We start from the raw sequence: 20,916 nt of genomic DNA on the forward strand, positions 1-20,916 counted from the left end.
CCGTAATCCCGTCACAAAGGGTCAGAAACGGGAAGTCACCTAGGGCAACATTTCGTCACGAAGCCCCGGCGAGCCTTGAAGTAGCGTGGCCCGTGTGCATGAATTCCCGCGCACAGGGGCCTCTCTGGCGTTGCTCAGCCCCGCGCTGCGAGGGCTGCGTCGAAGCGCTCCAGGGCGATTTCGGCGAGCACCGGGGACGGCAGCAGAGGTGACGTGACGAGGTCCGCGCCGGCCTTGGCCAGCTGGTCGTGGAAGAAGCCCGGGGCGAGGAGATAGGAGGCGATGACGACGCGGCCGCCCAGATCCACTCCGCCTGCGGACTCCCCTGCACCGGCGCCGCCCGCTGCCTCCTCGCGGAGCATGGCTACGGCGTCGGGGACCGAAGGCTTCGCGGAGGCGCCGTACGCAGCCACGATGCGGTTGGAACGCAGCGTGCGCAACTGCCCGGCAAGCTCCTCGACGTTCTGCGCGGCGGTGGCATCGGAGGAACCGGCGGCGGCGAGGATCACGGCGTCGTCGTCGGTCACGCCGGATTCCCGGAGCCGCTCGTCGATCAGGGCCGCGAGCCGCGGATCGGGCCCCAGCGGGGCAGCCGCGAAGGTCTCCGGCCGGCTCTTCACCGCCCGGGCGATGTCCACCTTGACGTGGTAGCCGACGCTGAGCAGCAGCGGCACGACGACGGCGGTCTCGCCCGCCGGGAGGCCTGCCACCACGGCGGGCAGATCGGGGTCCTGGACGTCGACGTAGGCCTCGCGGACGTCGAGTCCGGGACGCAGCGCGGCGATGCCGTCCCGGAGCGCGTTGACCTCCGCGGCGCCGAGGGCGCTGGAGGTACCGTGGGCGCAGGCGATCAGGATGGGGCTATTCATAGCCGTTAGCGTAACCTTGGAGCCGCCCTATCCGCCCCCTTGCAATCGACCGGGACGCCCCATGACCTTCGCCTTTAGCCTTGTACTGCTCTGGCTGGACCTGGCCGGCGTCTTCTTCTTCGCGGTCTCCGGGTCCCTGCTCGCGGCGCGGAAGCAGTTCGACATCATCGGCTCCCTGCTGCTGGCCTCGGTGGTCAGCCTCGGCGGCGGCGTCATCCGCGACATCATCATCAACGCCGGCCCGCCCGCGGCCTTCACGAACCCCGCATACCTCGCCCCGCCGCTCCTGGCCACGGTGCTGGTCTACTTTCTGTTCTCCAGCGTCCAGCGCTTCACCTCGCTGCTGATCCTCTTCGACGCCGGCGGCCTGGCCCTGTTCTGCATCACCGGCACCCTCAAGGCCCTGGCCGCCGGGATGCACCCGGTTGCGGCGGTCCTGCTCGGGGTCACGACGGCGGTGGGCGGCGGCCTCCTGCGGGACATCACCGCCAACGAGGTCCCCCAGTTGTTCGACCCCAAGGACCTCTACGCCCTGCCGGCTTTCGCCGGGGCGTCCCTGACGGTGCTGCTGTCCCTCACGGGGACCTTCAACGCAGTGACGGCCAGTGCCGTGGCCGCCCTCGTTTTCACCTTCCGCGTGGCGGCCTGGCGGCGCCACTGGTACGTTCCGCTGGCCGTCCGAGGCTGGCACCGCCTCGGCCCGGACGCGGCGAAGAGCGGCAGCTAAGGATTAGCTAGGATGAGAGCATGACTGACATGTTCCTCGAGAAATTCCGCGCGCTTGTCCCGAAGTATCTCGAAGACGAATGGCAGGAAGAAGACGGCCTGGCGGCGGAGGAGTTGGATGGGGCCCTCGCAGAGCACCAGTTCCAGGTGCCGATGGTCCTGAGGGAGTTTTACCTGGCCCTCGGCGGCTGCGAGGACCTGATGGAGGCGTACCACTACTTCTGGGATCCCGAAGAGCTCGAGGTCGATGACGAAGGCTTCCTGATGTTCCTCGAGGACGAGGAAGAGCAGTTCACCTGGGGCTTCCGCATCGGTGACCTCAGCGTCCCGGATCCGATTGTGTACCGCCGCAACAACGCCCGCGGCCAGTGGAAAAGCGAAGAAGGAACCTTTTCCGAATTCGTCTTCGACATGTTCGAGTGGGCCTTCAACGACGAAGACGAGGACTGAGCCTCCCCTGGTGGCGGCCCTCACGCCGTCCGGGAGCACATTGACACGGACACGCCGTCGCCGGACCTGGATGCCCGGATTCAGGGCTTCAAAGTAGCCCCCGGCGGCGGCCGCCTACTGGATTTCACGGGCCGCTCCCCCACGGCGCTGTTCGAGCACCGCGAGCACCTCGGCGACCATCCGCCCGGGGTGACGGACGACGTCGTCGTAGCCGTATCTGAGCACAAGGTGTCCCCCGACGATGGTAGCGTTGTTCCGCTTCCGGTCCTTCTTCACCTGCAGCGGCTCCAAATGTGTGCCGCCGTCGGTCTCCACCACGAGGCAGTCCTCAATCAGGAATTCCACTTCCCCCACACCCGGAATCTGCACATGTCGGCGGACATGCAGACCGGCCCGGACGAAAGCAACGTTGGCCAAGACTTCCAGCAACGAATCAGCCCGCGGAATGACCAGGTCCAGGACTGATCTGGCCCGGGCATTCCGGTTGCCACGAGGCTTTCCGAGCAGAAAATTGACGCTGATGTCCCCCGGCCGACGGCTGTCCTGCGGCAGGCCGTAGTGGCCCCGGCGGATTCTCACCAGAGTTCCGGCCGACAGTGCCGTGCTGATTCCGCTGCGGCCGAATCCAGCCCGCAGAAGCTCGGCTGCGGTGGCTGACCCGCCGCGCGAGGCCAGGAAGGTGGGAGGCTGCATTCCCCCAATCTGCCCTGTTCGCGGCGCCCGCAGACGTGCCCGGCGCTGGCATGTGGACAAGGTCCAAACCCGTCGAGGGGCACTTCGACACGAACACGCCGCCGTTCGGACGGTTGGGGTGTCCTGGCGAGCCTCGAAGTGGCCCCGGACAGCATCAAAACGCTGTGACAGATTGATTTACAGCGCCCCTAGACACTGTGACATTTCTGTCATAGGCTCATTCATGGGTTCGCCAATGACCTCCGGCGAACCTGATGCGAACGGAGAAATGGCCCCGGTTCGGCACAACGACTCCGACGTTGTGAGGAACCGGGGCCATTCCGTTCCTGCGGGTTTGGACCAGGCGGATCTGGACCGGCCGGGTCTGGACCGGCGGTTAGCTGCTGCGGTCCACTACGGCCCGCGCGAAGCTCGTCAGTGAGGACTTCACCACACCCTCGGGGAGCGGATCCAGTGCGGCGATGGCCTCGTCGGCCCAGGCGCGCGCCACCACCCAGGATTCCGCGGTGACCGGGTGCTCGCGGAGGCCCGCGACGGCCGCGGCCAGCGCCTCATCCGAGCTGAGGTCGCCGTCGATCAGTCTCAGCAGTTCGACGGCGGACTGGTCGCCGTCCCCGGCGGCCTTGCGCAGCAGCAGCACCGGCAGGGTCGGCACGCCTTCGCGCAGATCGGTGCCCGGGGACTTGCCGGACTTGACCTTGATGCCGGTGACATCAATGACGTCGTCGGCGAGCTGGAAGGCCACTCCGACTTTTTCGCCGTATTCCACCAGCAGCGGCTCGTAGGCCTCATCGGCGCCGGCGAAGATCGCGCCGAGCTGGCCGGAGGCGGCCACAAGCGAGCCGGTCTTGTCCGCAATGACGGACAGGTAGTGCGCCACCGGGTCCTCGTCGGGGCGCGGGCCCACCGTCTCGTGCAGCTGGCCCAGGCAGAGCCGCTCAAAGGTGCGGGCCTGGATGCCGAGCGCGCGGGAACCGAGCTCGGAGACCAGGATGGACGCCCGGGCGAAGATCAGGTCGCCGGTGAGGACCGCGACGGAGTTACCCCAGACCTCGTGGGCCGTGGGGGCGCCGCGGCGGAAGGGTGCTGAGTCCATCACGTCGTCGTGGTAGAGGGTCGCCAGGTGGGTGAGTTCGACTACGACGGCGGCCTGCACGACGGCGGGACGCGAGGCATCGCCCAGATGGGCGCAGAGCAGTGTCAGCAGCGGCCGGATGCGCTTGCCGCCGGCCTCCACGAGGTGACGCGACGTTGCGTCGGCCAGCGGATCCGAGTTGGCGATGGCTTCCCGGAGTTTCTTTTCCACACGCGCCAGGTTCGTGGTGATCGCGGGGCCCAGTTCCGGGTCCCCCGCAATCGCCGCGAAGCCGGCCGGCAGCTGGAGGCCGGTGGCGATGGCGGTGGTGTTGAGATCGGGTTCAGCGCTAGGCAGGCCGTGCCCGGCGTGCGTCCAGCTTTGGTCTGCAGAGTTGGTCACGGGTTAACCCTAACTTTTTGTTGCGGAAACCGCTGATGGGTAGCTGGAAGGGGGCAAGGAGGTGTTGGACGTGGCGGGCACCAGCGCCTCCAAGAGCCGGATCACCCTGTCCTCGAATCCCATCGCACTGGCATCCGTGACGTTGGCCATCAGCCGGACCGCAAAGCGCATCAGCGCGGGGAGCGGCATGCCGGTCCGCAGCGCGAGCTTCATCACGGAAGGCCTGCCTATCGCCGAGCTAAAGGCGCGGCCTAGGGTGAAGTGGCTGCCCCACTGCCCGCGCACGTAGTCCGCATACCCCCTGAAGTGGAGGTCGGCGTCGTCGTTCGTCCACCGGGCGTAGGTCCGCTGCAAGGTGCCCGCATCGATGATGAACTCGGCCGCAAACCGGGCGGATTCCATGGCGTAGGAGATGCCTTCGCCGTTGAACGGGGACACCATCCCGCCGGCGTCGCCCAGCAGGAGGACGCCCGGGGAGTAGTGCGGGGTGCGGTTGAAGCCCATCGGCAGAGCGGCCCCCCGGATCTCCCCCACCTGGTTTTCGGGAGTGAAGCCCCACTCGGGCGGCATGCCCGCGGTCCAGTCCCGGAGGACCTGCCTGTAGTCGAGCTTGCCGAATTCCTTGGAGGAGTTCAGGACGCCCAGGCCCACGTTGGAGGTGCCGTCGCCGACGCCGAACACCCAGCCGTAGCCCGGAAGCAGCGCGCCGTCGTGGCCGGGGAGCTCCATCCAGCCTTCCAGCCAGTCGTCGTCGTGCCGCGGGCTGGTGAAGTAGGTGCGCACGGCGACGCCCAGCGGCCGGTCGTCGCGCTTCTGGAGACCCAGCGACACCGCCGTTCGGGAAGAGTTGCCGTCAGCGGCCAAGACGACGTCGGCATGGAAGTCGCGTGTCTCTCCCGTCTTGCGTCCGGACTCGTCAACCAGGGCGGCGCGCACTCCGACGACGCGGCCATCGTCCGAGCGCAGCGCTTCGGTGACGCTATGCCGTTCCAGCAGGACGGCGCCTTCCGACTGGGCATGGCGGGCGAGTTCCTCGTCGAAGCCCAGGCGCGTGCGGACCAGGCCGTACTGCGGAAAGTCCGCCAGCTCGGGCCAAGGAATTTCAATGGTGCGGCCGCGGGCAATCAGCCGGAGGCCCTTGTTGTGCCGGTATCCGTCTTCCTCGGAATGCGGGAGGCCCAGTTTCTGGATCTCGCGGACGGCGCGCGGGGTGAGGCCGTCGCCGCAGACCTTCTCGCGGGGGAAGCCGGTTTTCTCCAGCACCGTGACGTCAATGCCGGCCTTGGCGAGGTGGTAGGCGGCGGTGGACCCGGCGGGCCCCGCGCCGACGATCAGTACATTCACAGCGGCAGCAAGCTAACGCGCGGGCCGGGTGATGTTGCGGCGCAGCTTCGCCACGGGGCCGGTGTGGGCCGCGAGTGCGGTCGCGCCCGCGGCGGGGCCAGTTGCCGGGCCCGCCGGCTTCTGCGCGCGGTGCACCGCCACGATGCCGCCGTTGAGGTTCCGGTACGTGACGTTGTTCCAGCCGGCTTCCTGCAGCCAGGCGGCCAGGTGGTCCTGGTCCGGCCAGGCGCGGATGGACTCGGCGAGGTAGACGTAGGCGTCCGGGTTGGAGGAGACCTTGACGGCGATGGCGGGCAGCGCACGCATGAGGTACTCGGTGTACATGGTGCGCCACAGCGGCACGACCGGCTGGGAAAATTCGGCGATGACCAGCCTGCCGCCGGGCTTGGTGACCCGCAGCATCTCGGCCAGGGCCTTCTTCGGTTCGTTGACGTTGCGCAGCCCGAAGGAGATGGTGCTCGCGTCAAAGGTGTTGTCGGCGAAGGGCAGGCGGGTGGCGTCACCGGCGATGAAGTCGATGTCCGGGCGGCGGCGCTTGCCGACCTTGAGCATGCCGAGGGAGAAATCGCAGGCGATCACGTCGATGCCGGCGTCGGCATACGGCTCGCTGGAGGTTCCGGTCCCGGCGGCGAGGTCGAGCACGCGCTGGCCGGCCTTCACGTCCATGGCCTCGACCACCACCCGGCGCCAGCGGCGCGTCTGCCCCATGGACAGGACGTCGTTGACGACGTCGTATTTAGGGGCGACGTCGTCAAACATCGTCGCTACTTCGTCCGGACGCTTATCCAAGGATGCTCGGTTCACCATGACATTGTCTCAGACAAATTTGAGAAGCACTTTCGATGAGCCGGTACTGCGGTCCGCCGCCACAGCAAACGCCTCCGCAACATCACCCGCATCGAAGGTGTGGGTCAGCAGCGGTTCCACATCCAGGCCATCGGCCAGGTACTCCAGCGCCGTTGTCATCTCCCCGGCGAAGCGGAACGTGCCGCGGTAATCGATCTCACGGAACACCAATGCCGCAAGCTCAGCAGTGATGGGTCCCGCGGCCAGGTTCCCCACCTGGACCACCGTCCCGCCACGGCGCACGGCGGCAAGCACGCCGCCCAGAGCCCGAGATGCCCCCGACGCTTCAAACGCTACGTCCACCTCGGGCAGCGGTGCGGATCCAACGAGCACCACCTCGTCTGCTCCCATCTGCTTCGCGATCTGAAGAGAGGTTTCGGAGAGATCGCTGGCATAAATAAAGCGGGCTCCGGCACGGCGCGCGGCGGCCACCAGCAGCGCGCCGATTGGCCCGGCACCGTTGACCAGAACGGTCTTGCCGTCCAGCCCGCCTGCGCGGCTCACCGCATGGATCGCGACGGCGAGCGGTTCGGCCACCGCTGCCTGCCGGGTGGTTACCCCGGCAGGCAAAAGCCGCAGTTGACCGCCCGGGACGGCCTTGCGGGAGGCAAAAGCCCCGTCTGTGTGCGGACGGTGAGCTGCGCTGCCGTAGTAGGTGACCTGCGGGCACAGGTTGGTCCGCCCCGCCAGGCACTCGGTGCAGTCGGTGCAATGCACTGCCGGGTGGACAGTCACGGCGTCGCCCACCGCGAAGCCCTCCACGCCCTCGCCGAGCACGGAGACCCTGCCCGCAACCTCGTGGCCCAGGACCATGGGGTCGGCCAGGATGCTGAGCCCGGAGGCGCCGTGGCTGACGTAGTGCAGGTCCGAGCCGCAGATTCCGCCGTATTCGACGTCGACGATCACCGAGCCGGCCGGGCAGGCCGGGTCCGGACGGTCCTCGAGGCGCAGGTCTCCGGCGGAATGGACAACTACGGCTTTCAAACTGCGTCCTCCACGAGGGTCAGGTCGCGTCCCTTGGTTTCGGGTGCGAAGAAGGTGGCCACGAAGGCGATGGCGGAGTAGAGGACCATCATTCCGGCAACCGGCCACCAGGAGTTGGTGAACAGTGCCAGCAGGCCTGCGGCGATGATGGGGGCCAGGCCGCCGGAGAGCACGCCGCCGATTTCCTTGGCCATGGCCAGCTGGGTGTAGCGGTTGCGGGAGCCAAAGAGCTCGTTGACGTAGGCCGACTGCACCGAGAACATGCCCAGCACGGAGACGGACAGGCCGATGATCAGGGCGAGCGAGACCAGGAACGGGTCGCGGGACTGCATCATCAGGAGGGCCGGGATGGCGAAGAGCATCTGGAAGCCGGAGAGGGCACGGTACATGATCCGGCGGCCGAACTTGTCGGACAGCCAGCCCGCGAGCGGGACCGTGGCGAAGCCGAGGATCGAGCCGATGAGCAGCGCGAAGGTACCCACGCCCTTGTCCATTTTCAGGCCGGTGACGATGTAGCCGATGAGGAAGGTCTGGATCATGGCCGAGTTGCCGGATTCGCCGATCCGCAGGGCCATCGCCAGGAAGAACGATTTGCCCTTGCGGGCCACGGAAGCCTTGACCGCGGGCTGACCGGATGCTGCGGAGGCGAGATTGGCTTCAGCGGCTTCCTCGGCCATCTGCTGACGCGTCTCTTCGAAGACCGGGCTTTCCTTGAGGTTCCGGCGCATCCACAGTGCATACAGGGTGATGCCGATGCTGGCGATGAACGGCAGGCGCCAGCCCCAGCTCATGAGGGCTTCCTCGGGCAGGAGGGTCAGCAGGACCCACAGGCCGGAGGCCAGCAGGGTGCCGGAGTTGGTGCCCAGGCAGACGAAGGAGGCGATCAGGCCGCGCTTCTTGGGCGGGGCGTACTCGGCCAGCATGACCGAGGCGCCGGAGAGTTCGGCGCCGGCGCCGAAGCCCTGCGCCAGGCGGAGGACCACCAGCAGGATCGGCGCCGCGATCCCGATCTGGGCGTAACCGGGGAGGAACCCGATGAGCATGGTGGACACGCCCATCATCATGATGGTGATGACCAGGACCTTCTTGCGGCCCACGCGGTCACCCATGCGTCCGAAGAACCAGGCACCCACGGGGCGGGCCAGGAAGCCGACGCCGTAGGTGATGAAGGCGACCAGCAGGCCGACTACGGGGTCGAAGTTGGGGAAGAAGATTTTGGGGAAGATGATGGCTGCGGCCAGCGAATAGAGCTGGAAGTCCATGTATTCCATGGCTGTGCCGAGCCAGCCGGATACTGCTGTTCTGATCAAGTCTTTGGATGAGCGCTGCGTTGCGCCGATCTGGATTGTTGCCGTCATGAACCCCTCTGTTCCTTAGGCCCGTCATTGGGCGTGTCCAGCGCATCCATCATCGGACACGCCGGGGCAATTAACTGCCATTCAAGCACTGCCATACAAGTTAGTCAACAGTTTTTCCCGGATTGAATTTCTATGACGCGCCACTAGGGTTGAGGCATGCCCGCCACCCCTGCCCTGCCCCGCACGTCCGCCCGGATGATGGCGTACGCGCAGATCCGGGACCGGATCATTACGGGACTTGACGCACCCGGGGCGCTCCTCTCGGAAAACGAACTCGCCCTCATCCTGGGCACCAGCAGGCAGCCTATCCGCGAGGCCCTGTTGCTGATCGCGCAGGAAGGGCTGGTAGAGATCCGCCCGCAAAGCGGCACATACGTGACCTATATAGATCCTCAGATCGTGGCTCAGGCGCAATTTATCCGTGAAGCCGTCGAGGTTGCGTCCCTGAAGGAATGCGCTCAGAACCTTACGCCAGATCACGTCGACGCACTGCGGGAGCTCCTGGACCGGCAGGACCGCTGCACTTCCCGGGATGAGTTCTACCCTCTGGATGAAGAGTTCCACCGGTCGCTGCTGGCCATCGCCGGACACGAGACGGCCTGGGCAACCGTGGCAAACGCGAAAGGGCATCTGGACCGGGCACGCTACCTTGGCCTGAGCGGATTCCGCGGAATCCCGGCTTACGCTGGAGACCACCGCGAGGTGCTGGACGCCCTGGTTGCAGGGGACCTCGGTGCTGCTGAGGACCGCCTGCGCCGCCATCTGCGTTTTATTCTGGAGGACGTCATCAGCATCCGCGAGTCCCGTCCGGAGCTCTTCGCCGCACCGGCGCAGCCGGAACGGCGGACGCGAAGGCCAGCCCGGGCATAGGTGCTGCGGCCCGGCCCTAGGCAGCCGGGAACGGAAGTGTCCTCACTCCGGAGTATGGTTGTCCAATCATGACCAGCACGTTCCGCACCTTGACAGTCCCTCTGAATGGAGAATCAACTCCCGGGGGGCTGCCGTCGTTTCTGGTCAGAGACGACGTCCTCTGCTGGACCCGGCGCGAAGCCGGCCTGGTGGGCTTCGGCGAGATAGCACGGTTCACCGCCACCGGCCCCGAGCGCTTCCTCGAGGCGGACATCTGGTGGCGCCACCTGGTCCTGGAAGCGGACATCACGGACTCCGTGGAACGCCCCGGCACCGGACCCGTGGCCTTCGGCTCCTTCGCCTTTTCCAAGGTTTCCGCACACGAGTCGCGGCTGATCGTCCCCGAAATCGTGGTGGGGCTCCGTGACGGCCGCGCCTGGCTCACCCAATTGACGTTCGACGACGGCGACCTCACCGAAGCGGGCGCCCTCGCCGCCCTGGCACGCTGGCAAGACGCACCCTCCGGTGATGCCCACGCACCCGGCGTGCCCGCTGAGGCGGGCACCGCCGTCGGGCATTCACTGGCGCCGGCAGCCAAAGCGACGCTTCAAACAGGCTCCCTCAGTGAAGCGGACTGGATGGCCGCCGTGGCGGCCGGCGTCGAAGAGATCCGGGCCGGAAAGCTGCAAAAGCTGGTGCTTGCGCGGGACATCGTGGCCACCGTGCCGGACGGTGTCAACGCGGCTGAGGTGCTCCGGGAGCTCGCCGTCCGCTACCGCGAATGCTGGACCTACGGGGTGGACGGGCTGGTCGGTTCCACCCCCGAGATGCTGATCCAGGTGGAAGGCCGCACGGCGCAGGCCCGCGTCCTGGCCGGGACCCTGGACCGCCGCGATGCCGAGGGGATGGCCGGCTCACCCCTGGAGTTCGCGGAGCGCGTGCTGGCCGGATCCGAAAAGCAGCGGCACGAGCACGACATCGCCATCCAGTCGCTCACCACCCAGCTGGCCCCCTTCTCCGAGGCGATGAACGCGCACAGCGAGCCCTTCATCCTGGAGCTTCCGAACGTGTGGCACCTGGCCTCGGACGTGAAGGCCGAGCTGACCGAGGTCGAAGGCCACGTGCCCACCTGCCTCGCCCTGATCAACGCGCTCCACCCCACCGCGGCCGTCTGCGGCACCCCCACCACGGTGGCCGGCGCCCTCATCCGCAAACTCGAGCACCTGGACCGCGGCCCCTATGCCGGCCCGGTCGGCTGGCTCGACGCGGCCGGCAACGGCGAATGGGGCATCGCGCTGCGCGGTGCGGTCATCGAATCGCCGGAGACCGCCCGGCTGTACGCCGGCTGCGGCATCGTGGAGGGCTCGCTGCCCGAAGCCGAGCTCGCGGAGACCTGGGCGAAGTTCCGGCCGATGCTGGAATCCCTCGGCATCAGCAGCTGACATCCGGGATTAGAGACACTCCCGGGCGAAGAACCCTTGCATTTGACCCCCCATTTGTTATCCAATAGTGAAACTTAGTTTTCTGTGACGTACATCTCTTGTTCGGCGATACACTATAAACCGACTTAGTTACGCATCCCTCCTGCAACAAAAGGTAAGAAAATGCAGATTTCCCGCTCGCTGCTGAGCAACTCCAGGCTCAAGACCGCAACCGTTCTCGCCATCGGGGCACTGGCACTCTCGGCCTGCACCAACGCCTCCGAGACCGGCCCGTCCGGCGCGGCCTCGCCGTCCGGCAGCGCCAATGCCAGCTTTGACCCCTCCACAGTCCAGAAGGACGATGCCCTGGCGGCCCTGGTTCCCGCGGCCATCAAGTCCAAGGGCACGCTGACCGTGGGATCGGACACCAGCTACGCGCCGGCAGAATTCCTCGCCCCCGACGGCCAGACCCCCGTGGGTTACGACGTCGACATCGCCAAGGCGATCGGCGCCACCCTGGGCTTGAAGGTCCAGGTGCAGACGGCCGAATTCACCGGCATCCTGCCCGCTCTGGGACCGAAGTACGACCTCGGCATCTCCTCCTTCACGATCAACCCCGAGCGACTCGGCGCCGTGAACATGGTCAGCTACTTCAATGCAGGCACAGTCTGGGCCGTGCAGAAGGGCAACCCGAAGAAGTTCTCCCTGGATGACGTCTGCGGCAAGTCCATCGGCGTCCAGACCGGCACCGTCCAGGAAGATCCGGACCTGGCGGGACGCAACAAGAAGTGCGCCGCGGACGGCAAGCAGCCCATCAACATCATCACGCTCAAGACGCAGACGGACGTCACCACCCGGCTGGTCAACGGCAGCATCGACGCCATGGCAGCGGACTCGCCCATCATCGGCTACGCCCTGACCCAGACCGGCGGCCAGCTCGAAAAGCTCGGCGACGTCTACGACTCCGCCCCGCAGGGCATCGCCGTGGCCAAGTCCGACACCGCACTGGCCGACGTCATCCAGAAGACTGTCACGAAGCTCATCGAAAACGGTTCGTATAAGAAGATCCTGCAGGGCTGGGGCAACGCCGAAGGCGCCATCACCAAGTCCGAGGTCAACCCGGCGGCCGGATCTTGAGTCTTCCCGCAGCCGACCACAAATCAGGTGCGCAGATGGACCGCCATCAGGAAAACCACGCAGCACCGGTGCTGAATAAGGCAGTGCCGGTGCGGCATCCAGGCCGCTGGATCAGCGCCCTCGTTATTCTCGGCGTGCTGGCCCTGTTCCTGCAGAGCCTCGTCACCAACCCCAACTTCCGCTGGGACATCGTGGGGACCTACATCCTGGACACCAAGGTGGTCCAGGGTGTCGGCTGGACCCTGCTGCTGACTGTTGCCTCCATGGTCCTGGCGATTGTCCTTGCCATCCTCCTGGCGTTCATGCGCCAGTCGGAAAACCCGGTGTTCCGCTGGTCCAGCTGGGTCTGGGTATGGTTCTTCCGCGGCACTCCCGTGTACACCCAGTTGATCTTCTGGGGACTGATTTCCGTCCTGTACCCCAAGATCAGCGCGGGAGTCCCGTTCGGCCCGGAGTTCTTCAGCCTGGACACCAGCGCCGTCGTCACTGCCTTGGCTGCGGCGATCCTGGGCCTTGGCCTGAACGAGTCCGCCTATCTGGCGGAAATCTTCCGGGCCGGCCTGAAGTCCGTGGACCGGGGGCAGATGGAAGCCGCCGAGGCCCTAGGCATGGGCAAGACCAAGATCATGTGGCGGATCATCCTGCCGCAGGCCATGCGCGTGATCGTGCCGCCCACCGGCAACGAAACCATCGGCATGCTGAAGACCACGTCCCTGGTCCTTGCAGTGCCGTTTACCCTGGACCTGACCTTCGCCACCAACACCCTGGCCAACCGGACGTACCTGCCCGTACCGCTGCTGATCGTGGCAGCCATCTGGTACCTCGTCATCACCAGCCTGCTGATGGTGGGCCAGCACTTCATCGAGGCCTACTACGGCAAGGGCGTGGACAATCTGGTTCCCGCCGCCATGAACCCGGCGGCCGCCAAGGCCGCCGCCGCCGTGGCGACGAGCGCCGAGGCGGAGCCGGCCCTGAAGATGGACTTTCCCGAGGAGGAGGCAAAATGACGATCACCGCTGAGAAGCCGCTGGTGCGGATCGAGGGCCTTCACAAGTACTACGGCCAGCACCACGTGCTGCGCGGCATCGACCTGACCGTCAACCAGGGCGAGGTGTCCGTTGTGATCGGGCCGTCCGGTTCGGGCAAGTCCACCATGCTGCGCTGCGTGAACCTGCTGGAGACCATCAGCGCCGGACGCATTTCCGTGGGCGGTCAGCTGATCGGCTACCGCGAGGTCAACGGCAGGCTCCATGACCTCAAAGTTACGGAGATCGCCGCCCAGCGCCGCGAAATCGGCATGGTGTTCCAGCGGTTCAACTTGTTCCCGCACAAGACAGCCTTGTACAACATCATGGAGGCGCCCGTTCAGGTCAAGGGCCAGTCCCGGGCCGCAGCCAGGAAGAAAGCACTTGAGCTCCTGGACCGCGTGGGACTGGCGGACCGTGCCGACCACTACCCTTCGCAGCTTTCCGGTGGCCAGCAGCAACGGGTGGCGATCGCCCGGGCCCTGGCCATGGAGCCGGAGCTCATGCTCTTTGATGAGCCCACGTCCGCCCTTGACCCCGAGCTGGTGGGCGACGTCCTGAACGTCATGAAGGACCTCGCCAAGTCCGGCATGACCATGATCGTGGTGACCCATGAGATCGGCTTTGCCCGGGAAGTGGGCGACCGGCTGACGTTCATGGACGGCGGCGTGGTGGTGGAGTCCGGCGACCCCCGTGAGGTCCTCGCCAACCCGCAGCACGACCGCACCAAGGAGTTCCTCAGCCGGGTGCTCTAGCCCGGTCTACGCCTCGCGCCTGACGATGCGCAAATGCCCTGTCGCTGCCGGGAATTCCGCTAACGGCAGGGCATTTGCGCGTCGTGGGGCGGGTTGAGCGTCATGGTTAGCCTGCGGAGCGGGTTCGACGGCGGGGCACACCGGGCGCGGTCAGCTTCCTGATGCTCAAAACGGTCGAATCGGTGATCTGCAGCCGGCCAGAGACTTCTTTTCCGCCCAGGTCGCTGCAGCTGATATGGCTGAGACCTGGGCCTTCTATGGTCGGACTGGATTCTTGCCCCTACAAGAGTTTGATGGCCCGGCCTTGATATGAGCGGCCGGCCTTCACCGGTTTATTCCCGGACCGTGTCTGTTAAGGAAAGGTCTTCGACATTCACCCGGGCAACAGAAAGGTCCCGGTTCAACACATACGCCCGATTTTGGACATGGCTGAAGACAATTGCCTGGCGGGGTTCTTTGAAGCCCTCGAGTGTCTTCACGACCGTGTTTTCGTTGACGTCGATTACGTCAATGGTGTTGTCGGCCTTATTGCTGGCAAAAAGAAGTTTGCCGTCCGGTGATAGGGCGGCACCGTACGGTTCGCGACCGACTACGATTTCGTTCGCTATATCTCCCGTCCGTAAGTCGACCACGGAGATACTGTTGCGCCCGCTGTTTGCGGCATACAGTGTGTTCCCGTCAGCGGCCACGGAGATTCCCCGAATCTTGGAGAATCCGGTCAGTTCGCGGATAATCTTCCTGCTGACGGCGTCGACAACGGTGACCTTATCGCCCTCGAAGTTCGTCACAAAGACATGCTTTCCGTCCGGAGATACCTTGATGCCTTGCCTTGGCTGGGAAAAACCGGTGATAACGTCGGTCGGTTTCCGTGACTCAAGATCGACGACCGTGACGGAACTATGTGCCTGGTTATTCACATATATGGTCTTTCCATCCGGACTTACCGCGGTTCCGAATGCTCCCGGTCCAACCACGACTTCATCCTGCAGCGTATAGTCCTCCGTGCTGTAAAAACGGAGGGTGCCGAGGCTGCTGTCAGAGACGACAAATTGCGAGCCGTCATTAATAAACACAATGTTCCGCGGCGTGCCAAAGCCACCGATCTTCTTGCGCAGCCCACCTTCGGCCAGGTCATAGATCAGGAGTGACTTTTCGCGGCTGTCCGAGACTACCGCGGTTTTCTCATCCGGGCTCACCGCAAGGGAGTTATTGGTAATATCGGCGTCAAATCCGGCTCTACTGTCTTCGGGAGCCGCCGGGGCCGAACTGCCCGTGGCACCGGTGGACGGGGATTTTGCGCCGCTGGCGGTATCTGTTGAGGCGTCGCAGCCGGTAAAGGCCAGCGCGATCAGGGATATCGTCGCCATGGTTGTACTGATTCGCTTGTTCATAAAGTGCGGCTCCTCTGTAGGTCTATTTTTGAGATCAGGACCGACGCGTCGCGTGAGGCACGTAGGATAATTCGGCTGACGTGACTGACCGATTCCGGAGAGAACGCATTCATGGCAACTCCCGGCTAAAGAACCAAACAATCGCGCCAGCAGCGTGGCTCTTCACGGTTCGTGGTGAAACCCCGCTGGCAAGAATATTCCTGCCACCGTCCGGGAGGCACTGACTAACAGGATAGGTGCTTGATAGTTCTTCGCGTTCCGGAACCCGCGGCCAATGCGCTTGATGTTTTGACCATCGTGTTCGATGCCTCAACCTTGGCCGTGGTTACCCGCGTTTTGATCAATGTCTCGATCTCGGGCCACCATCGGTTAACCGTGGTCCACAGGCCCGTCGCAGACCGGCAGCAGACCTCCACCGGGCCCGGCCCGGGACCTGGCGGCCATTGCCGCCAGACCCGTTCCGGGAGCGGGCGCGCGCCGAAAGGCAAGAAGCCCAGCGGCGCTGACGCCATGTAAGGCCTGTCCTGACAGCCGACCCGGCCCGGTGGTGCCTTCGGCTCTTCTGCCGGCCGAAATCACGCCGCGGTTGCAGACCCGTGCAGCGTGTTCGCGGTGGCCAACAACAGCGTCGCGCTACTTGGGGTCGCCTGAAATGTGGAACGGGATGGTTGTGATCTTGGACGCGACTCCGATGGCTTCGAGATCTCGTGCATCAATCGTGCCATCGACGTTGGCGTCCGGCACGACGCTCGGGGCATCGTTGTAGATCCCGTCGTGGTTGAGGTCGGCGATCACAGCGACGGTCAGGATGCTGTCCACGTCCTGACCCGCAATCGGGGCGCCGACGATCCAGGAATCCCAAATTTCAGCGCCCTTTTTCGAACGGTCGGTCACGCCGGTGAGATTGAAAAGGTTGGCCAGATTCGTGCCGGGACCGGAGAAGCCCTTGATGGTGCTATTGGTGGTGGAGGCGAGGACAACGAGGCCCGGCAGACGATCATCCTGACCGGTGGAGAACGACCCGGGAAAGGGCGCCGTGTTCGCATGCGCGGCGGGCCCGGTGAGCTGCAGACCGGTGAAGCCTGCTGCGGCCAGGCCGCCGTCGTACCGCACACTCAGATCGACGAACCAGCCAGCACCAGCGATCCCGGCGTTATCGCCCTTTCCAGGGGCAAACACCTCGATCTCCACTGGATGCTTTTCCGATGCGGCAGGGACAGACTTCTCCGGCGTCGGACTCGCACTTGCAGCGCCGGCCACAATCGCGCCCAACACCCCCACAGAGCCAACAACAGCGGCAATTCGACGGTTACTGATTTTCATCATGATTCTTCCTCGGCTCGGCTTACAGATGGAGAAGTGAATATTGCGGCGCCAAAGACCGGCTCCAGCCATAACGACGAGGGATTGGGTCGGTTCGTTCACTTACAACCAAACTCTCGCCGCCGTACCCGGGCCAAACGGGCTCCGTTCAATGCGCACGGTGAACTCCGAAGGGGTCGACAAATCGACCGTTTCCGCTACAAACCGGCCGACTCGTTCAATGGATTCGGTGCGGCGGGGTGCCTCGCGAAAATCGTCGGGGCAGAGAAATGCCTCGGCCGCGGCGCTGACCCGCAGACGGTACTGCTCCCAAAACCTCAGCGCCCTCCACGCTTTCCCGTCAACGTAGTTCCCCTGACGCACGCGGACCAGCGCGCCAGACTTGCAGCGGGTGGCGAGCTCCTTGGGCGTGACTCCCTGTTGCACGTGGTCACGGGTCAGGATCAGCCGGGGTAACTCGTTCATGGAACGAAGATCCCAGCCACTGAACGCCGGCGCCATCCCTTGGCGCGGTGATGTGGAGAACTCTGACGATGCGCATTTCGTTCTGCGACGCGCAGATTTCCTTACGCGGCGGGTATTCCGAACGTGCGCATCGAAGCAGGGGCTAATCCGCTACCGGCAACCCGGCCACGGCCGCGCCCACGGCTGCCCTGATGCGGCCGTGCAGCTCCCGGAGTCCGTGCCGGTCCGTGTGCACCTCGATGATGCGGCGGCCCGCCCACGGCTCCGCCAGCGCCGTGGCGAGCTCCGCCGTCGTGCTGACGTGGCGGTGGGCGACGCCGTACGCCGCGGCGAGGGCGCCGATGTCCACGCTGTGCGGGGTGCCGAAGAGGCGTTCGACGGCGTTCCCGTAGCGGCCCGAGGAGTCGACGGCGCCGTGCTCCAGGAGCCCGAAGATGGCGCCGCCGGCGTCGTTGAGCACCACGATCCGGAGGCCTGGCTCGGCTTCCCCGGCGCCGAGCAGGAGCCCGCCGGCGTCGTGCAGGAAGGTGACGTCGCCCATCAGCACGGTGGTTTCCTGCCGGCCGCCGAGGGCGATGCCGGTGGCGGTGGCCAGGGTGCCGTCAATACCGGACAGGCCGCGGTTCGCAAACACGGTGGCCTGTGGCTCCGGTGCGGGCCCGCCGGCGAGGTCGACGTCGCGGATGCCGTTGGAGGAGCCGAGGACCAGCTGACCGCGCGAGTGTTCCCAGACCAGGGCGCCCACGGACGGCCCGGTGGCAGCGGCGGTTCCGGCCAGCACGGAATCGACGGCGTGCTGAGCGGCGGCCCCGGCCAGCAGCCAGGCATCCAGCCAGGCCGCGGAGCCGCGCCCGGCGAAGTCAGCCAGGTCCGCCAGGGTCTCCAGCGGCAGTTCGGTGCGGCGGCCGGGCTGGTACCAGGCCACGGGAACCGGCTGGTACAGGGCCGAGGGGACGTCGGAACGGGCCAGCAGGGCACTGACGGGCCGGGAGAGCGTGGGCCGGCCAAACAGCACGACGCGTTCGATCGGCTGCGCGGACTCCGGTCCGAAGTGCTCCAGCAGCAGCCGGTAGGGGCCCACTGCGTTCGGCCCGAAGCGGGCGTTGGAGGACGGTTCGGCGAGCAGCGGCAGTCGGTGGGCGCGGGCAAACGCCTCGGCGACCGGACCGGCGTCGTGCCCGGCCAGCACCACGGTGCGCCGTTCCGGCAGGCCGGTGTCCGCCGGCGGGAAGTCCACGGCCAGGGGGCCTCGGGCGGTCCGGTACACCCGGCGGCCGGACTCGGGCGGGAGCCTCTCGCCCGGGGCCGGGACCAGGGGGTCGCGGAACGCCAGGTTGAGCTGCACGGGCCCGGGCGGGCTGTCCTCGAAGGCGCCGGTGGCCGCACTCAGAGCCGTCTCCACGGCCCGCTGCGGGTCGCTGCCGGCGGGGACGTCGACGGCGAAGCGCACGTGGTCGCCGAACAGGTCCAGCTGCGCCGTGGTCTGGTTGGCGCCGGTGCCGCGGAGTTCCTCGGGCCGGTCGGCTGAAATGACGACGAGCGGCACCGCGGCGTGGTTGGCCTCCATGACGGCGGGCAGGAGGTTCCCGACGGCGGTTCCGGAGGTGGTGAGCACGGCAGCCGGCGCACCTGTTGCCAGGGCGAGGCCGAGGGCCGTGAACCCGGCGTCGCGTTCGTCGATCCGGACCAGCAGCTGCACCCGTCCGGCGGCGTCGGCCTCGGCCAGGGCGTAGGCCATCGGCGCGGATCGCGAGCCGGGCGCCACGGCCACGTAGCGCACACCGGCGGTCAGCAAGGCCGCGACGGCGATGCGCGCGGCGTCCAGTGCGTCCAGCTCGTCCGTTCCGTGCGGCCCGGGATCGGCCGGACTCACATGTTCTCCGGCGTCTCGATGCCCAACAGCTCCAGGCCGCCGGAGAGCCGGCGCAGCACCAGGGCGCAGAGGGCAAGCCGGGACTCCCGGACCGATTCCTCGGCCTTCAGCACGGGGCACTGGTCGTAGAAGGCGGTGAAAAGCTGCGCGAGCTCGAACAGATAGGTACACAGCCGGTGCGGCTCGAGCAGTTCACCCACCCTGCTCAGCGCGGCGCCATACTCCAGGAGGTGCAGCGCGAGCGCACGTTCGGCGGGTTCGACGACGGCGATCGCCGCCGCCGGCGGCACCCCACCAACGGTGTCAGCACTGACGGTGTCGGTACTGACAGTGTCGGTTTCGGCGGTGTCGGTTTCGGCGGCGAGATGGCGTTCCAGCACGCCGGCCTTGCGCAGGATCGAGCGGATCCTCGCGGCCGCATACTGCACATAGGGTCCGGTGTTTCCGCTCAGGGCCAGCATGCGGTCGAAGTCAAAGACGTATTCGGTGTCGTGCCCCACGGAAAGGTCCGCGTACTTGACGGCCCCGATCCCGACCTGCCGCGCGGTCACGGCCCGCTCCGCTGCGGTCAGCTCGGGCCGGCCGGCGTCGATGACGGCGCGGGCCCGGTCCACGGCCTCCTCCAGCAGGGCCATGAGCTTCACCGGGGCACCGGAGCGGGACTTCAGGATCTTCCCGTCCTCCCCCAGCACGTTGCCGATCTGCACGTGCACCGCCTCGACGGTGTCCGGCAGCCAGCCGGCATCGCGCGCCGTGGCCATGACCATGCGCAGGTGGACGTTTTGCGGCGCGCCCACGACGTAGAGGATACGGTCGGCCTCGAGCTCCCGGACCCGGTAGCGGATGGTGGCGAGGTCGGTGGTGCCGTAACCGTAGCCGCCGTCGGACTTGCGGATGATGAGCGGCAGCGGCTGGCCGTCCCGGCCGGTGAACCCGGCGGGGAAGGTGCAGAGGGCGCCGTCGCTGACCCGGGCGATGCCGAGGTCCTCAAGTTCCTGGCACAGCTGTGCCAGATGCGCGTCGTAGGAGCTTTCGCCGGCGATGTGGTGGTCCGTGAGGCTGATGCCGAGCTTGGAGTAGATCGCGTTGAAGTAGCGCTTCGACTGGGCCACGAGCCGTTGCCAGACCGCGAAGGTCTCCTGGTCGCCGCTCTGCAGCGCGACCACGCGGAGCCTGGCCCTGGTGGCGAAGCCGTCCTCGTCCGTGGCGGAGGCGTCGAACTTGGCGCGGGCCGCCTGGTAGAAGGCGCTGGGGTCATCCACCAGCAGCGCCGCCTCCGGCGAGTCCTCCCCGATCTCGAGCCAGTGCTCGATCAGCATGCCGAACGGGGTACCCCAGTCGCCGATGTGGTTCTGCCGGATGACGGTGTCCCCCAGCGCCTCGAGCACCTTGACGAGGCTGTCGCCCACCACGGTGGTGCGCAGGTGCCCGACGTGCATCTCCTTCGCCACGTTGGGGGAGGAGTAGTCGACGACGACGCGCCGGGGTTCGACGGCAGGCGCGGGCGCGACGCCAGCAGACGCGGCGGCACCGGCGGCCGTGGACGCCTCGTGGTTAAGCAGCTCCTCGATCCAGGTGCCGTCGAAGGTGAGGTTGATGAAGCCCGGCCCGGAGATCTCGACGGCGGTGCAGATGCCGTCCAGGTCCAGGGTCTCGACGATCCTCGCTGCGGCGTCCCGCGGCGGCATGCCGACCTTCTTGGCCAGCGCCATGGCGGCGTTGATCTGGATGTCCGCAAACTGCGAGGGCCGGACCACCGGATCCGTTCCGCCGTACTCTTCGCCGAACGCGCGGGCAATCGCTGCCTGGACTCTGGGGACAACCAATTCGGCCGGATTATTCACACTGTTCAAATTATCAGTTCAGCCCGTGCCCTGACGCTCCCCACCTCCCGCCGTCGGGCTGGCAGGAGGCGAGGGAGCGCCGGAGG

The 20,916-nt window shown here is 66.4% G+C and carries 19 protein-coding genes; 7 read left to right on the top strand and 12 right to left on the bottom strand.

Annotated elements, in window-relative coordinates:
• Positions 1-134: 134 nt before the first annotated feature.
• Positions 135-869, bottom strand: coding sequence for a sirohydrochlorin chelatase (locus ACQCSU_RS07555; RefSeq protein WP_426979129.1), 735 nt, complete (start codon positions 867-869; stop codon positions 135-137).
• A 61-nt stretch (positions 870-930) separates the two neighbouring features.
• Here ACQCSU_RS07555 and ACQCSU_RS07560 point away from each other — a divergent pair, with 61 nt between their 5' ends.
• Both ACQCSU_RS07560 and ACQCSU_RS07565 read left to right on the top strand, forming a co-directional pair.
• Positions 931-1,596: a trimeric intracellular cation channel family protein gene (locus ACQCSU_RS07560; RefSeq protein WP_426979130.1), complete on the top strand. Its 666-nt coding sequence runs from the start codon at positions 931-933 to the stop codon at positions 1,594-1,596.
• A gap of 20 nt (positions 1,597-1,616) precedes the next feature.
• Complete coding sequence (locus ACQCSU_RS07565) at positions 1,617-2,045, top strand: hypothetical protein (RefSeq protein WP_426979131.1); 429 nt, start codon at positions 1,617-1,619, stop codon at positions 2,043-2,045.
• 114 nt (positions 2,046-2,159) lie between these two features.
• On the opposite strand, the gene ACQCSU_RS07570 is transcribed toward ACQCSU_RS07565, so the two are convergent.
• From ACQCSU_RS07570 to ACQCSU_RS07595, 6 genes are all read right to left on the bottom strand, one after another.
• On the bottom strand, positions 2,160-2,738 hold the full coding sequence (locus ACQCSU_RS07570; protein ID WP_426979132.1) for a DUF559 domain-containing protein: 579 nt from the start codon (positions 2,736-2,738) through the stop codon (positions 2,160-2,162).
• Positions 2,739-3,114: 376 nt separating this feature from the next.
• Entirely contained in the window at positions 3,115-4,215 is a 1,101-nt protein-coding gene (locus tag ACQCSU_RS07575; protein ID WP_426979133.1) for a polyprenyl synthetase family protein, read from the bottom strand.
• A 9-nt stretch (positions 4,216-4,224) separates the two neighbouring features.
• Positions 4,225-5,559 (bottom strand): geranylgeranyl reductase family protein, encoded by a 1,335-nt coding sequence (locus ACQCSU_RS07580; RefSeq protein WP_426979134.1) that lies wholly within the window; start codon positions 5,557-5,559, stop codon positions 4,225-4,227.
• A gap of 12 nt (positions 5,560-5,571) precedes the next feature.
• Positions 5,572-6,363, bottom strand: coding sequence for a demethylmenaquinone methyltransferase (locus tag ACQCSU_RS07585; RefSeq protein WP_426979742.1), 792 nt, complete (start codon positions 6,361-6,363; stop codon positions 5,572-5,574).
• A gap of 12 nt (positions 6,364-6,375) precedes the next feature.
• Positions 6,376-7,389: an L-idonate 5-dehydrogenase gene (locus tag ACQCSU_RS07590; protein ID WP_426979136.1), complete on the bottom strand. Its 1,014-nt coding sequence runs from the start codon at positions 7,387-7,389 to the stop codon at positions 6,376-6,378.
• A complete protein-coding gene (locus tag ACQCSU_RS07595; RefSeq protein ID WP_426979138.1) occupies positions 7,386-8,747 on the bottom strand; it encodes an MFS transporter in 1,362 nt (453 codons plus the stop codon). The genes ACQCSU_RS07590 and ACQCSU_RS07595 overlap by 4 nt, the downstream gene beginning before the upstream one ends.
• A gap of 156 nt (positions 8,748-8,903) precedes the next feature.
• On the opposite strand from ACQCSU_RS07595, the gene ACQCSU_RS07600 reads away from it, so the two are divergent.
• From ACQCSU_RS07600 to ACQCSU_RS07620, 5 genes are all read left to right on the top strand, one after another.
• Entirely contained in the window at positions 8,904-9,617 is a 714-nt protein-coding gene (locus ACQCSU_RS07600) for a GntR family transcriptional regulator (RefSeq protein WP_426979139.1), read from the top strand.
• Between the two features lie 68 nt (positions 9,618-9,685).
• On the top strand, positions 9,686-11,038 hold the full coding sequence (locus tag ACQCSU_RS07605; protein ID WP_426979140.1) for an isochorismate synthase: 1,353 nt from the start codon (positions 9,686-9,688) through the stop codon (positions 11,036-11,038).
• A gap of 162 nt (positions 11,039-11,200) precedes the next feature.
• Positions 11,201-12,154: an ABC transporter substrate-binding protein gene (locus tag ACQCSU_RS07610; RefSeq protein ID WP_426979141.1), complete on the top strand. Its 954-nt coding sequence runs from the start codon at positions 11,201-11,203 to the stop codon at positions 12,152-12,154.
• A gap of 35 nt (positions 12,155-12,189) precedes the next feature.
• Positions 12,190-13,161, top strand: coding sequence for an amino acid ABC transporter permease (locus ACQCSU_RS07615; protein WP_426979142.1), 972 nt, complete (start codon positions 12,190-12,192; stop codon positions 13,159-13,161).
• Positions 13,158-13,934 carry an amino acid ABC transporter ATP-binding protein gene (locus ACQCSU_RS07620; RefSeq protein ID WP_426979143.1) on the top strand — a complete coding sequence of 259 codons (777 nt, stop codon included), beginning with the start codon at positions 13,158-13,160 and terminating at the stop codon, positions 13,932-13,934. The genes ACQCSU_RS07615 and ACQCSU_RS07620 overlap by 4 nt, the downstream gene beginning before the upstream one ends.
• Before the next feature lie 332 nt (positions 13,935-14,266).
• Here the strand turns inward: ACQCSU_RS07620 and ACQCSU_RS07625 are convergent, their stop codons facing one another.
• The 5 genes from ACQCSU_RS07625 to argS form a co-directional block, all read right to left on the bottom strand.
• On the bottom strand, positions 14,267-15,325 hold the full coding sequence (locus ACQCSU_RS07625) for a beta-propeller fold lactonase family protein (RefSeq protein ID WP_426979144.1): 1,059 nt from the start codon (positions 15,323-15,325) through the stop codon (positions 14,267-14,269).
• Positions 15,326-15,958: 633 nt separating this feature from the next.
• A complete protein-coding gene (locus ACQCSU_RS07630; protein ID WP_426979145.1) occupies positions 15,959-16,651 on the bottom strand; it encodes a hypothetical protein in 693 nt (230 codons plus the stop codon).
• Between the two features lie 99 nt (positions 16,652-16,750).
• Positions 16,751-17,113 (bottom strand): hypothetical protein, encoded by a 363-nt coding sequence (locus ACQCSU_RS07635; RefSeq protein WP_426979146.1) that lies wholly within the window; start codon positions 17,111-17,113, stop codon positions 16,751-16,753.
• A gap of 142 nt (positions 17,114-17,255) precedes the next feature.
• Positions 17,256-18,986, bottom strand: coding sequence for a 2-succinyl-5-enolpyruvyl-6-hydroxy-3-cyclohexene-1-carboxylic-acid synthase (menD, locus tag ACQCSU_RS07640; RefSeq protein ID WP_426979147.1), 1,731 nt, complete (start codon positions 18,984-18,986; stop codon positions 17,256-17,258).
• Positions 18,983-20,812 (bottom strand): arginine--tRNA ligase, encoded by a 1,830-nt coding sequence (gene argS / locus ACQCSU_RS07645; protein ID WP_426979148.1) that lies wholly within the window; start codon positions 20,810-20,812, stop codon positions 18,983-18,985. Before argS ends, menD begins: the two co-directional genes overlap by 4 nt.
• Positions 20,813-20,916: the final 104 nt, after the last annotated feature.

This window comes from Pseudarthrobacter sp. O4 (assembly GCF_050157025.1).
Classification (GTDB): Bacteria; Actinomycetota; Actinomycetes; order Actinomycetales; family Micrococcaceae; genus Arthrobacter.